Source organism: Methanobacterium formicicum DSM 3637 (assembly GCF_000302455.1).
Taxonomy (GTDB): Archaea; Methanobacteriota; Methanobacteria; order Methanobacteriales; family Methanobacteriaceae; genus Methanobacterium; species Methanobacterium formicicum_A.
This window is the reverse complement of record NZ_AMPO01000013.1, coordinates 53,081-68,656: the sequence shown is the minus strand read 5'-3', so window position 1 is coordinate 68,656 and position 15,576 is coordinate 53,081. Positions and strand designations below refer to the sequence as shown.

The following is a 15,576-nucleotide window of genomic DNA, read 5'->3' as shown; positions in this document are numbered from 1 at the left end:
CAGGAGAATTTAAATTGAATTATGTAAGTTACCTTATTGATATGGGTCGTGATTATAATGATCCAAAATTGATTAAAAAAGGCATATCTCGCGGAGAAGACTTACTCGATGCTTACAAAGAAGTTTATAACAATAAACAATTATGTAAATTAAATTATTATATTGCAAATGGCTATGGAAACCTGTATCATTTAGAATTTACAAAAAAAAGAGGTTGGCAGAAAGTACTCAACAATGACAACTTACAAAAAGTTAAAGAATACTCTAGAGATGCTATTAAATACTTAAAAGATGCTCCGATAGGTTTACAGAAACGGATATGGACAAATTATGCTAATTGCTTAAGCACTCTAGGTAGAAATATGGATGCATTATTTGCTTACGAAGAAGTCTTAAAATTAGACCCAAATTTTTCAATGGCAATTGCAAATAAAGCAATAGCTATGAGGGTATTTGCAGATATATCTGGTAATTATAGGGATGCAATTTATAGTGAAACATACCAAATGCTTAATTCAGTCAAATATCGACCTGATTTAATAGCAAATGGTGGAATAGAGGCTAAATATAGTGTTGAAAAAGAAATTAAATATATTGAATCAGTCATGGATAAAAAAAACCTTTCCAAAAAAATCGAACATAACCCCTACGATTTAAGTAAATTAAGCCTATTTGAAAGATTTTATATTGAATTCTGCAGTAATAAACAACTTTTTTTAAACTTCCATATTCATGAGGATATTTGTGAAGCATCCATATTTGATCCAGTATTCATACGATTATGGTTACCCAAAAACGAAGAAAGCGTTTTTTTAAAATTAGCTAAACCCATTAACCAAATCAAAGAAGATTATGCTGTCGCTAGATTATTATTAGTTCAATCACAATTCAATACAAAAGATTTGGATAATATTAATCAAAGGACAACCTTTGCTAATACCAAAGACAATAGCTTATCTAATATTTATATCGGATTATTAAAAAGCGCTTTTAAAGAAGCATATAATATTTTAGATAAAATAGCGAGATTTATAAACGAATATTTTTGGTTAGGCATACCACTTAATAAAAATATTTACATAACTTCAGAAAAACTTTGGATGGACACTATTGAAAAGAACAAATGGATTAAAAATAATAAAAAGAGATTAAAATTAGACATTATTGAATCTAACAATGCTAGTTTATATGCACTTTATGATTTAAGTTTAGATTTAAACTTTGAAACAGGTTATTATACCAATTTGCGTATAATGCGTAACAAATTAATTCACGAAAAATTAATAATCCATGATAATAATTGGGACGACAAAGAAGACTATTATAATATAAGCTATGAAAAAATGTTAAAAAGAACAATACGACTTTTTAAAATTGTTAAAAGCGCCATAATCCACCTCATAAACGCAGTTTATAATAATGAAAAAAGAAAACAATCGTTTATTTTGAACAATTATGAATTTCAAGATGGATCCTACATAAATCAGTATCTCGATCAAATACATTCCATAATACTCGAATACTCATATTATCATAAGATTTAACCCTACTCTTTGTTTACATCTTCCTCTTGTTTCTTAATCGATTCAACCAACTTTTTCTCATCTTCAGTTAATGGTTCATGACCAACCTTTTTAAGGTCGCCAGGTTCCCAAGTGAACTTACGCCTTAAATGTTCTTGATACTCTTCCTGTTCCTTGGGAGTCATATCTTCATATTTTTTACCTGCCCATGATGGAAGCTTAATAATATGTTGATGGCGTTTAGTTGGTACTTTTAAAGATTTTAAGATTTTTTGGAAGTGTTTTTCAGGATTTCTCTGACGATATACTGATCCTTTGAATTTAACAGTCTGATCTTTGTATTTGATTTCGTGAAAACCTTCTCCCATGGATTCAACTACATTGAATGTGGTTGCAGTTTTTAATTTATTTTTGAATTCGAAAAAGTTGATTAAGAAATTTTTTATTCGTATGGCTTCTCTTTTATTGTTCATATAAGCTCCACCATATGGTAATCTAAAGAATATCCTGCTATTAGGTTCTACCCTGCTGTAATAGAATCCGTAACTGTTGAATCCGTGTCCCCAAAAGCCTATTAAGAAGTATCCTTCTGGTGCTTTATTTAAAAATGGTGTTATATCTCCTTGAACGAGGTATTGGTAGTTTAATGCTTCTTTGGAACCTACCAGTAAACCATCTGCTCGGTCCGGTTCGATATTAACTAGTTCGGTTTCTGGAATTGGAATGTCATCAAGGGATATTTGGAAATATTCTTGGGTTAATTCCCTTATTTTTTTTAAATAATCTATTTTTTCGGGCATTTAATATACCTCAAGTGATTGAATCCTTTAAACCTTTCTGCATCATCTAATATCCTTTTTAGATCATCTAAGGATCTAATAGATCCATCACAATAGTCTAATATGTTAAAACTTTCATTTAGTTTATTTAATTCATGTCTTGAATTTATTTTGCGGATCTCATTATAATATGAGGTTTTGATACATTTACGGAATACAAAAGGACCTTCTGTTATATTACAGGAAGCATAAGTCAAGTAGCTCTGGCTATTAATGTCACGGGGTAATCTACTCATTTTTTTGTCATTTCCACTATCAGGGTTATTTTTAAGTCGTAATTGTCTTAAAATTTGTGAGCGTGCTTTATCATCAGCAGGGATACTGTCGTAAAAGTCTTCGTGCAACAATAGCTCATGAAATCCTGGTTTAATAGCAATTAGCTCTCTATAAATCCGGTTAAAGTCATCTTGGTGGAAATTGCGAATATAATCTAAAATAAACTGGAGGTCCTTACGCTCAGGATCAAATGTGATGCCCATGTCCGATGGTTTTTGGAACCCTGCTTCTCGCCAATAATCATCATTGTGCTTTCTATTTTTAGTACTACCCTGATAGACTTTGATACCTGTTAATGATTGGAAAGCATTGTTATAGTCCGCATTAATAAATTTTTGAGGACTTTCAAGACCAGAATGATAAATACACTCCAAATACTTGTATCGAATGTTATTGAAGATCCTCTCAATCTCCATCTCAGGCGTTATCAAATAGTTTAAGAAATTTTTAAAAGAGGGATCATCTAATTCCAAGTATTTTTTACCTATTTGCTCTAAAGACGAGTTAAGAGGTTTCAAACGGAATTTACAATCAATTCTAAAGGTTGAAATAAAACCTTTATCATCAAAGAATAACCTGATAATTGAGTCGTTTTTAGTCTTTAATAGCCTTTTCTTTTGTTTGTCTATTAAAATAAGACCAATATTTTTATAAAAACATTTATTAGGTTTCATAACTAATAATAATTATTATATTAGACCATATATAAACCTATTTATTAATTAGAACTTAATTAAGGCTTTTTATATAATAATAAGGCCCTAAAATGGTTTTTTTATAATTATCATTAATTGTCACTTTTGATTATATATAAATCTTTGGTATTACGCCTTATTTTTTAGTCTATCAAAAGGAAAATTAGTAGGATAAGTTAATACTCAAGGATTTTCCATCTGAATATTGTTGAAGAAGTAATAAATTGTTAGGGACGGGCTAAGTTTTAGTTACATTTCTTTTGGGGTTATGAAGGGGTTTGAAGGAGTTTTGAGTTTGGGGGTTTGGGAAAATAAATAGATGAATATTAATAATAACTGGGCAACAATTAAGTATAATATTATACACGAGTTGAAAAGTATGTCGTCAAAAATTAGTTCCATTGGATTATTGCTCCTTGTTCTGATTGTTATAGTTATCTCAGGATGCACATCACAGGATACTGTCAAAGAAACTGTATCGGGTGATGTTAAACATTTTGAAGGAAAAGGCATATCTTTTAATGCTCCTAATACATGGTCTCTTGGTCAAATGTAAAACGAAACGAATGATTACCTGTTTTCGATAGGGAAAGGAACAGGTGAAAATACAGATCTTATTCATTTCCACGCTGGTTACTATAATGGTACTATATTAGAACATATTAATTCTGAGAATGAGAAAAATCCACTTAGCAATTCGACCATAATATCTGAAAAAAATCTTACTGTAGATTGTCTTCCCGCATATCAAGTTACAACACTTAACGAAGGAAAAAAAACAACAGTAATATCAACATACTTTATGAAAAATGGAATTTTATTTGCGATTTTTGCGGTTCCCTGCCCAAATAACAACATTACCAGCATCGAACCTGGCCTCGAAATGGTACTAAACACTTTTCATGTAATATAAAAACTTAAGTTAATGTTCTCAATCAAAAAAAATAACCCTCAAACCTCACCTTTTAACTCTTTTAACTCTTTTTTCATTTCCAATAGCTGTCTTTGTAGTTCACGGATTTCATCTTGTGAATATTTTCCTGCCGTGGAGTCTTTGACTGATAGGTGTTCTATATAATTAGGTAAACCTTTTTTAACTCTTCTGGGTCAGCTAGGAAGTATGCCTCACGGACCCTATCCTTTAACTTGTGTCCCATCATGGGTTCTCTGATTTCCCAAGGCATTCCTGCATTAATTAACTGGGTATTGAAGAACTTCCGCATCATGTGACTGGTTGCTTTGTTGAAGCCATCCTTAGGGGTGGGCTAAGTTTTTGATTGTATTTTTATTCGGAGAATAAATGATTGGAATGAGTTTTGAGCTTCGGGAATAGTTTAATTGATTTATCGTTTCTTAACATTTTTAATCTCTTTGGTCATTTTCGCAATTTCTTTCCATCTCTTTTTTCCTGCAAGTTGAGGGTTTTTTTTCCTTTCTACAGCACGCATTTCTCCCTGTAATTTCCTGAAACTTTCTAACCTTTTTTCTGAGAGGGATTTGTCACTTATGGCTCTTTTAACTGCACATCCAGGTTCACTTTCATGCATACAATCTGAAAATTTACACTGCGTTTCAAGTTCGATAATATCACTGAAAAGATCCAGCATCCCTTCTCCAGCATCCCATAGCTGCAATTCCCTCATGCCCGGGTTGTCTATAATTAAACCACCTTTTTCCAACATGATCAATTCCCTTTCGGTGGTAACATGCCTTCCCCTTCTATCTTTTTCCCGTATTTCACCGATATTCTGTCTTTTATAACCTTCAAGGGCATTGATGAGTGTAGATTTCCCCACACCCGATGATCCCAGTAATGCAACGGTTTTACCATCTTTAAGGTAAGGTGATAATTGTTCTATGCCCTCATTGCGGGTTGCACTAATAGCAATCACATTTATCCCAGGTGCGATCTCCAGAACCTCATTTATTTTCTCATCTACATCTTTACAAAGATCTGATTTACTCAGGATCACTACAGGCTCTGTTTTGCTTTCTTTGGCAATGGCAAGGTATCTTTCTATCCTTCTTAAGTTAAAGTCCCGGTTAAGTGAGGTTACAATAAAAATGGTATCAATATTTGTGACAATAACTTGCTCTTCGGTAACTTTTCCTGCTTCTTTGCGAGAAAACTTGCTTTTTCGAGGAAGAATGGCATGTATAGTTACAGGCCCAACATTATCTTTAGATACAACTACCCAATCACCTACAGCGGGAAGATTTCCATTTTGATGTAGGTTACCTGAAATTCTGGCACGAACCTCTCCATCTTTAGTGTACACATTAAAACCATTTTTGTACACTGTTGAGACCCTTGCTGGTTCATATAATCCTACATACTCCCTAAAATGTTCCCCGAAAAAAGCATTCCATCCTAATTTTTTTAACAAATTATCCAATTAAACACTCTCCAATACCTAACCAAACTCACCATATGATACCTTAAAAACATTTTATTAGAAAACAGGGCATGAATCCACCAGGGTTCTATTCAACCTCAGTAAACTCCGGTGCAAATGTTATTATCCCTTCAACACCATCCAGGCATCCAGGGACTAGCTCAAGTACCATGAAAGCCTCATCAGGTTCAGGGAATGGTGATTCCAGGCCTTTTTCCCTGGCGGAAGAAAAACCAAAACGAGGATAATAATTCGGATGTCCAATAACAATTATTGTTTTGTATCCCCTTGATTTGCATGCTTTAAGTCCCTCGATAATTAGGCTAGACCCTATCCCCTGTCGTTGTAAATCTGGCCTTACCGCCATCGGTGCAAGTGCAAGACCAACGAAGTCACCATTGGGAGGCTCCAGAGATATTTTAGTAAATAATATATGCCCAACAACTTCCCCATCTTTTTCTGCTACTAATGAAAGTCCATTAACATAATTTTCAGACTCCCTAAGCATATCAACCAAACAAGATTCAGTTTCCTGTCCAAATGCAAGTCGGTTAATCTCAAAAATAGCTTTTCGATCAGCATCTTTTTCTGGACGACATTTAAACATTATAAAACTCCTCTCCTACTTTTAATATTTTTTTGTCACACCCACCAGTTAACAATATTCTTTATGAGACTACATCACTAAAGAGGTTAATGAGGTGAAAATCATAGCAGATGCGATGACTGCAACTACTACCATTTCAACAACTCAATTATTAATTGGTCTACTATTTTTTTTAGTAATTATATTGGCAATTATATGGTTAATCAAAAGATATGTTAAAAAAAATAAAAAATAGCAAAAAATTGAGTAAAACGAGGATTACGCCTTATTTTTAAGTTTATCAAAAGGAAAATTAGTAGGATAAGTTAATACTCAAGGATGTTCCATCTGAATTTTGTTGAAGAAGTAATAAATTGTTAGGGACGGACTAACCTTTAATAGGTTTGTTTTTTTCACTTAAAAAGTAAGGAGAATCTGTTTAGGATTAGTAGGGGCCTGGCCCCATTTCAATCTGTATGGTGCCTTTTAAAGAAGTGTTTGTTGAATCATGATATTTATATATTTTATTTTTATGATAGCTGAAATCGTAAGTATAATTTTCACCAGGGCTTAAATTACCACTATCAAACAATCCATCATCACTGATAATGCGATGGATTTGAGAGTCATTGTTTGTCCAGGTAACCTTACTTGGATATATGTTAGTAACATTTGGGTCAAATCCAGAGTTTCCCACATATATTTCAGCTGGAATATCATGAAGACCTAAAAGTAGTAATAAACAAACCCCAAATATAGGCAATCCAATTAATAATTCGCCCTTGTCCATAATAACCCCCCACTCCATTAAATAGTTTTAATGGTAATGTATTATTAGCATTAGAAGTATGATTATATAAATTTTGGTATTACCACATGATTTAATCTCAAAAGAAAAATTATGGGAGCTAATACTCAAGGATTTTCCATCAGAATTTGGACAATGAATAAATTGTTAGGCTAATATTTAGTCTGTTTTTTTTTGGATAAGAGGGAATTAAATGGATTTAACTATTTGCATATTCATTTATAAATAAATATTATGAATAATATAATCAATCGAATCTTAATTCATATTATATCAGGGGTTTAAATGGGATATTTAATCTGTGATAAATGTGGGGAATACTATCAGCTCCAGGAAGGAGAATCTCCAGAAGATTTCGACCTTGCATGTGAGTGTGGCGGAGAATTAGTCTACTCTGAGTCAATAGATATCCCAAAAATTGCAATACCTTTCTGGAAGGCAATAATAATTGTTCTCTTATCAATAGCAAGTATAATATTATTAATGCTCATATATAATGCCGGAATCATTTCTAAAAATCCAGCATATCTTTCTGTTGGGCTTTCTTTTCAATTATTATTGGCAATACCCATTGGTGCCGTCTTAGGGTATGGCCTCCCACATTTTATAAAATCAGATTGGAATTATGGATACAAATACACAGAAACTAGGATAGGTAAAACATTTATGTCAAGTAAAGTTATATCTCCCTTAATAATAGGTTTTATATTAATAATTATTATTATAGGAGATCAGTTAATGCATTTAGGGAGAATAAGTCCATATATGACACCCTTCATTAATATTGTAATTGAAATTTCAGTAATTTTTTTAATTATTGGAGTCATTGCTGGCCTTTATACTTTTAAAACTAAATACGTGACGATTCGCTGATTATATTTAGTTTATCAAAAGGAAAATTAGTAGAATAAGTTAATACCCAAGAATTTTCCATCAGAATTTTGTTGAAGAAGTAATAAATGGTTAGGAGATGAATAAGTTTTAGTAAGTTTTCTTTTTTGGTTAAAAAATAAATAGAAGGGGTTTTTTTTGTTTGGGGTTGGATCATGAATTTTTAAAGGACATAATTCATCAGCCCCAAAAGCTCTTTCTTAGCCTTTAAAACTTCCTGATTTTCAGGATCTAATTTTAAAGCTTCTTCAAAAGAATTCAATGCTTCATCAAGTTGTTGGAGTTTTTGATAGGCGTTTCCTTTACTAAACCAAACCTTTGCTATTTCATAATTTAATACAGTCAGTGAAATGTTAGACCCTTGAAGTTTCCATGTTTTTTTGAGGGGTACTTTTTCTAATGCTTGCTCATAATATTCAATTGTTTCATGGTAACTTCCTTTTTCAAATAATATTTCTCCTTTATTTACAAGCGCAACAAACAGCAAATTATCATCCAATGATGGTTCTTTAAGAGTTCTTTCTACAATTTCAAGAGCTTCATCACATTTTCCCACTTTAAGAAGAGCATGCGCTTTGAGGTTTAATACTATAAAATTATTAGGATGTCTCAATAGAATGTCATTAGATGCATTTATAGCCTCATTATGTCTTTCTAGAAACCCTAATGTTAATGCTCTATTAATTGAGGCCGGAAGATATTTTGGATCCAATTCCAATGTTTCATCAAATTTATCCAAAGCTTCAGTGAATTTTTTCTCCTCTAAAAATTCAATTCCTTTACGGAATATTGTGATTTTTTCATAATATTTACGCCGGTCCCAAGTTAATTCAAAAGCAAAAATTAAACCTGCTAAAAACGGAGTATACGTCCCAATATTAAATAAATCACTATTTTTAGTCCAAATAGAATAGAAAATAGTTGATAACAACAAAATTGATGTTACAATAACAATATACACCCTATCATCATATTTTGTGAAAAATTTATTCAGAATGAAAGGTAAAATAAATACAAAACCTAAAAATAAAATTAGTTGTAAAAAATTATTAAAAATGAATGAAAGAACCCAAAAAACACTGGCAATAGCTATGAAAAATAATTGTTTTAAATTCCACGAACTCATATGTCATTACACCTACTTTAACGAATTTTAAAACTAATTTAAAAATAGTTGATTAAAGTAATATAAAAATTTAATTAAATAGTCTCAATAAAAAAAAATAAGCCTTAAACTTCACCTTTCAGTTCCTTCAACTCTTTTTTCATCTCTGAGACTATGTCACACAAAAGTCTGTTTTCGTTTTTGGAGTTCTCTGAATTGTTACCGGGTTATTGGTAGTTTTTCGGTTATTTCACGTGTTCCAGTACTTGATGTAGACTTTTAGGTTTAGGGCCAAATCAAGTAATAGCTGTGCGTACAGGTCTCGATACTTATTCCCATAAATGTTCACGTATCTCCTCAGGCATAATTGCGTGTATTAGTTGGGTGTTGTGAGAACTTCCGCATCATATGACTGGTGGCCTTGTAGAACCCGCCCTCATCAGGCACCCAACCAAGAAAACGGTTCAATTCACGGCAGGAGTGCAGGATTGCCATAATCGATCATATAAGAAGTGATTTATATGTTTGAAAATAAAAATTAATATGAACTACATCATAGAGGGGTGGACAAAAATGGTTAATGATAGGCTTAAATACAATCTAGTGGCAGTAATAGCTGCCTTTGTATTGTTTGGATTTATTTGTATTTATGCTATAAGCAAATCTACGAGTGATATAGCTGTAATTGTAGGTTCACTTACAACAGCCGTTGGAACAATAGTAGGTGCATATGTTGGAGCCAATGTAGGTGCTGAAGGAAAACAAACTGCGATAAAGGAACAGGAAAAAGCAATAGAAAAATTGGAAGAAGAAAGAGATCTACGACTCGACAAAGAAAAGGTGGCCCAAACATTATATTCTGTGATTGACCCAAATAAAGTAGAAAAGTTACCTCAGGAACTGCAAAGCACTATAGAGACGTTTTCTAAGGAAATATAAATAAAATTTAATTATTTTTTTTATTTTTACCAATATATTCACCATAATGTGCATCATATAACTGGTGGTATTGTAGATAACCTAATAAAGAAAATCTAAACCCTTAAATATTGCTTTTGAAATAATATTTTTACCTTTACATGGGGGGAGTTCCATAATAAAATCATTATCCGGAAAAACAGGGCTAAAAATAATATTAACAGGAATTTTTATTTTAATCTCTCTTTCTGTGGTTAGCGCAGCCGAATCAGATAACCAGTGGCCACAAGCAGCTTATGATAATCAAAAAACCGGCCAATCCCCTTACCTATCTTCTCAAAATGACTCAGTAAAGTGGAATTATTCATCGGCCAATAACTCTGTTTTTGAAGGTAATAGTGTGTTATTTGGATCCACACCAGTCGTTGGTTCTGATGGTACAGTATATGTTGCTTACGATGACGTTGGTGATACCCGGTATGATATTTACCGCCTGGTTGCCCTGAACCCCAATGGAACTACGAAATGGACTTATACCTTCTCAGATCCTGAAAAATCAATCATAACATCTTACCCCGTCCTGGGTCCTGATGGAACTATTTATGTGACCCTGAAGTCTAATGGTGATATGTCTTACTATCAGGGGACGTTAATGGCCCTTAAAGATACGGGAACCGAAGCAAAATGTGTTTGGGAATACATTTTACCTTTGGAACTTCGCGACCCTCCCACTGGCTCGTCTCCCATCCCCTCACCAGTAATAGGTTCTGATGGAACCATCTACTTAGGTGCTAGAATGAATATCGATGATGGCAGGTTGGTTATTTTTGCACTTAATTCCAATGGGACCCAAAAATGGAATTACACTGTTATGGATGGAGATAGCAGCAATCTGGTGGGTCAAGTGAGTTTATCCAAAGAGGGTTCTATTTATTTTAACGCTCTCGTACGCCAATATTTAGATTATTATTCCGTCTTCTATGCCTTGAAAGACATACAAACTAGTGCCATTTGTAAATGGAGCTACACAATAAGGGATGATGCCCCTATTTACCCCGTAGGATATTCTACCATTGGCCCTGATGGCACCATATATGTGGGATTTGAAAAACTGGCCCAGGATAGCTCCTGGAATTCTTACCTTTATGCTTTTGAAGATAATAGCAGTTACGTGCGGGTGAAATGGATTATAAGTGAATTTGATCGAATAATGGCTCCCCCGGCTATATCTTCAAATGGAACTATATACCTGGCTGCATCGGATTTAATTTCAAAAGAGAGAAATTTATACGCATTTACAGATTTAGGGAGTGAAGCTTCATTGGTCTGGAAATATCCCATAAATAACCTAGAGTGGTCCCCCACAATTGGAGCCGATGGCACTCTATATGTTATGTCTTTCATGTCCTCCCTGTATGCTATAAATCCCAATGGAACTTTAAAATGGACTTCGGATATACCCTCATCAATTAAACCAGCCATAGCAAAAGATGGAACCCTATATGGTGGAGGTACATTTGTTGATGATTCTCATGAACTGGTAATCTATACATCAATAATTTATGCTTTTATGGCTCCAGCTTCAGATATTTACCTTTTAACATCAATAGATAATCAAAATCCTACATTAGGTGATATAGTCACAGCCACCTTGAAAGTGGGAAATAATGGACCTAACGTTGCCTACCAAACCATTTTGAAGTTTACAATCCCGGAAGGCATGGAATTTATAAATACCTGGGCAGATAATGGCACCATCTATTACGATCCCGCTACCCGGATGGTTATATGGAATCTGGGAGATGTTCCAGTGGGTGACCCCCATGCTTATATTCAATTTATGGTAGAACGTGTTGGAAGCTTTATTATAAGTCCAGAAGTAACCACTGCCAGCTTTAACCCTGACTTAAATCAGAAAATACAGGCCCTGTTTATTACAGTTAAATCAACCAACGAAACTGAAACTGTGGATGCCAGTAATGTGAAAACTGTAGGCATGAAAAATACAGGAATGCCCTTTAACGCGATAATCCTGGCTCTTTTAATAGTTCTAGGGAGTTTTTTAACAGCCAGAAATAAATAAAGTGCTTTCACTCTTTCATTTATAACTTTGAATCATTTTATATTCTCAAATAAGTTTTTCTCAGGCCATCTGGGCCTGTTAGGTAGTATGCATCCTGAACCCTGTTTTAAATTTAGAGCCCAAACATACCCCTATTTACTCAATCCTCCTTTAAAAAAAATATATAAATTTAAAAAAATAAAAAAAAATAGGGTGAATCAAATGTGTACAACATTTAGTATACAAACAGAAGATGGAAATAACTTTGTTGGACGAAATTTAGATTTAGCATATAATGTAAATGAATATCCTATAATTCTTCCGAGAAATTACCTTCTCCAGGATAAAGTTACTGGAGATATGCAAATCACCAGCAAAGCAATTATTGGTATTGGAACGGTGATAGACAACCATCCTTCAATGGTTGATGCCATGAATGAAAATGGACTAGTCTGTGCTGGTCTGAATTTTGAAGGATTCGCACATTTTGAAGAAAAACCAGTGCCTGGAAAAACAAATATCACACCCTACGACTTCATTTACTGGGTGGTCTCTAACTACGATACAATTGATGAAGTTAAGAGTGCTCTTTCTAACATAGATTTAGTAGATGTGCCCTTAAATGACCAGACACCAGTTCCCACACTCCACTGGATGATAACTGATAAAACTGGTTCGTCAATTGTAGTTGAAAAAACTAAAGAACAACTCGCAGTCTATGATAATCCTGTGGGAGTAATGACCAATCAACCTACCTTTGACTGGCATTTGATGAATCTAAACAGATACATATCTATTAATCCTAATCAACCTGAACCAGTCAAGTGGAGTGACCAGTTGTTGCAAATTCATGGTGTTGGAGCTGGTACTCTGGGACTACCAGGAGACTCGCATAGCGTTTCAAGATTTGTGAGAATTGCCTATGCCAGAGCACATATGCCAGTTCTGGAAGATGATATCAGTGCTGTGACCCAATGCATGCACATGCTTGACTATGTGAAAATGGTAAAAGCAGGGGTTTTAACAGAGGGAATGGCAGAAAAAACAACCTACTCTGCTTGTATGGATCAAGAAAACGGCATCTATTATTACAAAAATTATGGAAATAGCCGAATAAATGCGGTTAATATGCATAAAGAAGAATTGGATGGTGATGAAGTAATCAAATGCCCTTATTTAACAACACAGGATATAAATTATCAAAATTAAAACGTTTTGATAAAGAAATTATATTCCCTTCTTTTTTTAAAAAAGTAGATTTTATTAAAAAGGCTGAAAAAATAACGTCTATAACTCACCATTCAACTCTTTTAACTTGTGGCCAGTCATGTGCTCACGGATTTCCAGGGCATTCCGGGCATCTGTTAACTGAGTGTTGTGAGTACTTACGCATCATATGATTTCGAGCATATCCACCCAAAAAAGAGAATTGATGAATCATATCCAACCAAGAACAAATTGATTTCAACCACATTCACTCAAAAAAGGATTGATTTGGACCCTATCCAGTCAAGAACGAATTGATTTGGACCATATCCAATCCGGAACGAATGAACTTGAATAATTTATCCTCATGAGATGATGATAATGAATAAAACAGAAATTTATTATTTTTCAGGCACAGGGAATTCTCTTGTTGTTGCCAGGGATCTTGCCAAGAGAATGGAAGGAAATTTAATATCCATAACTTCCGTGATGGATAAGAAAAGAATAACAACTGATGCCGATGTAATTGGAATTGTATTTCCAGTTTATTATCTGGGAACAGTCAACATTCCCCTGGTTGTCCAGCGATTTGTCATGAAACTGGATGAAATAAGTACAAAATACATTTTTGCAGTATGTACCTATGGTGGAGGGTCCGGCTCCACACTGAAAATACTGGATGAGATGATCAAAGCACGCGGTGGCCATCTTGCATCAGGATTTGGCGTTCAAATGCCTCAAAACGCTTTTAGGAAACCATTTGAGAATAAAACAAAACTTTACAATAACTGGAAAGAGAAAAAACTTGACTTTATTCAGGGACGGGTCCAAGAGAAAAATGAAGGAGGGTTTGATAGAGATGGCCCATTCATTAAATTGTTTTTGAATATTTTGAGTGTAATGATGAATAACCATTATTTAAAACCATTTTTCATAAATCCAATGAAAAGTACTGCAAAGCTTTCAAAAGACGCAGATCTTACAATGGATGAAATTATACCCTTAATGGACAGAAGTTATCATACTGATGAGCATTGCACAGGCTGCCAAACGTGTTTAAATGTTTGTAAAGTTCATAATATCGAAATGGTTGATAATAAGCCAGAATGGCAGCACCACTGTGAGAATTGCCTGGCATGCATTAAATGGTGCCCCCAACAGGCCATACATGGATATGGTGAACTACCTAAAAGCTATCATCACCCTGAAGTGAAAATTTCAGACATGACCACTCCCAAAAAATAAAAAACCACCTAAAACACTCCATCCATAAAACCGTCGGAGCCGGTTTTTTATAACCTTAGGTAAACCTTTTTTTAACTCTTCAGGGCCATCTAGGAAGTACATTGTACTGAATCCTGTCCTGTAAAATTATTCACGTTGATGCAAATATGAATAGAAAGTAATAAATAGTACTTTTTGCCCATTATTTTTGGGTATTTTTAATGAGATTTCATCCAGTTATATCAATAATAATATCGATTATAATCGTTAGTTTATTTACATGGAATCTACCGGGTACATCCTTAATAAACAGTTTAATACTAATTGTGCCCTTTGCTATTTTAGGCGGATTTATAGCTACGTTCTTATCGAAAAATAATAAAGCAGTATACGGATCATTTTTTGGAATGGTTTGGTCTTTACCCTATGTACTCTATGGAACAGTAACCAAACAAAACACTTACTTTTTATTTGTAATTTCTTTCCTGATATTTGGATATGTAGGAGGATATATTGCAAGCCTATTAAGAGTCCGTTTAAACAATGAAAAAACTGAAAATCTATAAATGCATGTGTTTCTTTCTTTCAAGATTTAATTACTTATAGGGATGATTAGATGGTTTCCAATGATGAGATTAATCTGAGACTGCGGAATAAGAGAGAGGGAAAGTCTTTAAACGGTTATTTAGTATGTAATAATTGCGGAGGATATTACGAATTACAACCTGGTGAATCCTGGAAAGATTTTGACACAGAGTGTGAATGTGGTGGGCAGTTAGTGCAAAGCGCTGATGAATCTTTGATTCGGGAATCCAATTTATCAGAAGAAGAATATGAGCATAAACGGTATGGAACAGAAATATTAATAGCTTATGTTGCATTTTTCTTTTTCTAGCCAGCATCGTTTATACTGGCCATTTATCTTATTACGAGGAACAATAAACGGGCTAGATTGCATGGAAAAATATTGCTACTCATTTCCGTATTACCTATCTTCATAATTGGTATTTCAGCACTTCTCATTTACAGGGCCTATTTCAGCCAAGC

The 15,576-nt window shown here is 33.8% G+C and carries 16 protein-coding genes; 9 read left to right on the top strand and 7 right to left on the bottom strand.

What is annotated here, in order from left to right:
- Positions 1 to 14: 14 nt before the first annotated feature.
- A complete protein-coding gene (locus A994_RS12250; RefSeq protein WP_157787281.1) occupies positions 15 to 1,544 on the top strand; it encodes an LA2681 family HEPN domain-containing protein in 1,530 nt (509 codons plus the stop codon).
- A gap of 2 nt (positions 1,545 to 1,546) precedes the next feature.
- On the opposite strand, the gene A994_RS12980 is transcribed toward A994_RS12250, so the two are convergent.
- Both A994_RS12980 and A994_RS12240 read right to left on the bottom strand, forming a co-directional pair.
- Positions 1,547 to 2,323: a hypothetical protein gene (locus A994_RS12980; protein WP_004031978.1), complete on the bottom strand. Its 777-nt coding sequence runs from the start codon at positions 2,321 to 2,323 to the stop codon at positions 1,547 to 1,549.
- Positions 2,308 to 3,312: a hypothetical protein gene (locus tag A994_RS12240; protein ID WP_004031977.1), complete on the bottom strand. Its 1,005-nt coding sequence runs from the start codon at positions 3,310 to 3,312 to the stop codon at positions 2,308 to 2,310. The genes A994_RS12980 and A994_RS12240 overlap by 16 nt, the downstream gene beginning before the upstream one ends.
- Positions 3,313 to 3,712: 400 nt before the next feature.
- Between A994_RS12240 and A994_RS13590 the strand changes: the two genes are divergently transcribed.
- A complete protein-coding gene (locus tag A994_RS13590) occupies positions 3,713 to 3,889 on the top strand; it encodes a hypothetical protein (RefSeq protein ID WP_237739750.1) in 177 nt (58 codons plus the stop codon).
- Positions 3,890 to 4,403: 514 nt separating this feature from the next.
- Here A994_RS13590 and A994_RS13585 read toward each other — a convergent pair.
- The 4 genes from A994_RS13585 to A994_RS12215 all read right to left on the bottom strand — a co-directional run bounded on the left by A994_RS13585 (position 4,404) and on the right by A994_RS12215 (position 7,105).
- Positions 4,404 to 4,559, bottom strand: a complete 156-nt coding sequence (locus A994_RS13585) for a hypothetical protein (protein ID WP_004031975.1) — start codon at positions 4,557 to 4,559, stop codon at positions 4,404 to 4,406.
- Between the two features lie 117 nt (positions 4,560 to 4,676).
- Entirely contained in the window at positions 4,677 to 5,729 is a 1,053-nt protein-coding gene (rsgA, locus tag A994_RS12225) for a ribosome small subunit-dependent GTPase A (RefSeq protein ID WP_004031974.1), read from the bottom strand.
- A gap of 88 nt (positions 5,730 to 5,817) precedes the next feature.
- On the bottom strand, positions 5,818 to 6,336 hold the full coding sequence (locus A994_RS12220; protein ID WP_004031973.1) for a GNAT family N-acetyltransferase: 519 nt from the start codon (positions 6,334 to 6,336) through the stop codon (positions 5,818 to 5,820).
- 424 nt (positions 6,337 to 6,760) lie between these two features.
- The gene (locus tag A994_RS12215) at positions 6,761 to 7,105 is read right to left on the bottom strand and encodes a cupredoxin domain-containing protein (RefSeq protein WP_004031972.1); all 345 of its coding nucleotides are present in this window, start codon (positions 7,103 to 7,105) and stop codon (positions 6,761 to 6,763) included.
- A 303-nt stretch (positions 7,106 to 7,408) separates the two neighbouring features.
- On the opposite strand from A994_RS12215, the gene A994_RS12210 reads away from it, so the two are divergent.
- Positions 7,409 to 7,996 (top strand): hypothetical protein, encoded by a 588-nt coding sequence (locus A994_RS12210; protein ID WP_004031970.1) that lies wholly within the window; start codon positions 7,409 to 7,411, stop codon positions 7,994 to 7,996.
- Between the two features lie 181 nt (positions 7,997 to 8,177).
- Here A994_RS12210 and A994_RS12205 read toward each other — a convergent pair whose 3' ends face one another.
- Complete coding sequence (locus A994_RS12205) at positions 8,178 to 9,140, bottom strand: tetratricopeptide repeat protein (RefSeq protein ID WP_004031969.1); 963 nt, start codon at positions 9,138 to 9,140, stop codon at positions 8,178 to 8,180.
- 552 nt (positions 9,141 to 9,692) lie between these two features.
- Here A994_RS12205 and A994_RS12200 point away from each other — a divergent pair.
- The 6 genes from A994_RS12200 (at position 9,693) to A994_RS13425 (ending at position 15,424) form a co-directional block, all read left to right on the top strand.
- On the top strand, positions 9,693 to 10,058 hold the full coding sequence (locus A994_RS12200) for a hypothetical protein (protein ID WP_004031967.1): 366 nt from the start codon (positions 9,693 to 9,695) through the stop codon (positions 10,056 to 10,058).
- A 229-nt stretch (positions 10,059 to 10,287) separates the two neighbouring features.
- Positions 10,288 to 12,120, top strand: a complete 1,833-nt coding sequence (locus tag A994_RS12195) for a PQQ-binding-like beta-propeller repeat protein (protein ID WP_004031966.1) — start codon at positions 10,288 to 10,290, stop codon at positions 12,118 to 12,120.
- A gap of 201 nt (positions 12,121 to 12,321) precedes the next feature.
- The gene (gene bsh, locus A994_RS12190; protein ID WP_004031964.1) at positions 12,322 to 13,308 is read left to right on the top strand and encodes a choloylglycine hydrolase; all 987 of its coding nucleotides are present in this window, start codon (positions 12,322 to 12,324) and stop codon (positions 13,306 to 13,308) included.
- Between the two features lie 378 nt (positions 13,309 to 13,686).
- Positions 13,687 to 14,550, top strand: a complete 864-nt coding sequence (locus tag A994_RS12185) for an EFR1 family ferrodoxin (RefSeq protein WP_004031963.1) — start codon at positions 13,687 to 13,689, stop codon at positions 14,548 to 14,550.
- A 200-nt stretch (positions 14,551 to 14,750) separates the two neighbouring features.
- On the top strand, positions 14,751 to 15,095 hold the full coding sequence (locus tag A994_RS12180; protein WP_004031962.1) for a hypothetical protein: 345 nt from the start codon (positions 14,751 to 14,753) through the stop codon (positions 15,093 to 15,095).
- A 50-nt stretch (positions 15,096 to 15,145) separates the two neighbouring features.
- A complete protein-coding gene (locus tag A994_RS13425) occupies positions 15,146 to 15,424 on the top strand; it encodes a hypothetical protein (protein WP_004031961.1) in 279 nt (92 codons plus the stop codon).
- Positions 15,425 to 15,576: the final 152 nt, after the last annotated feature.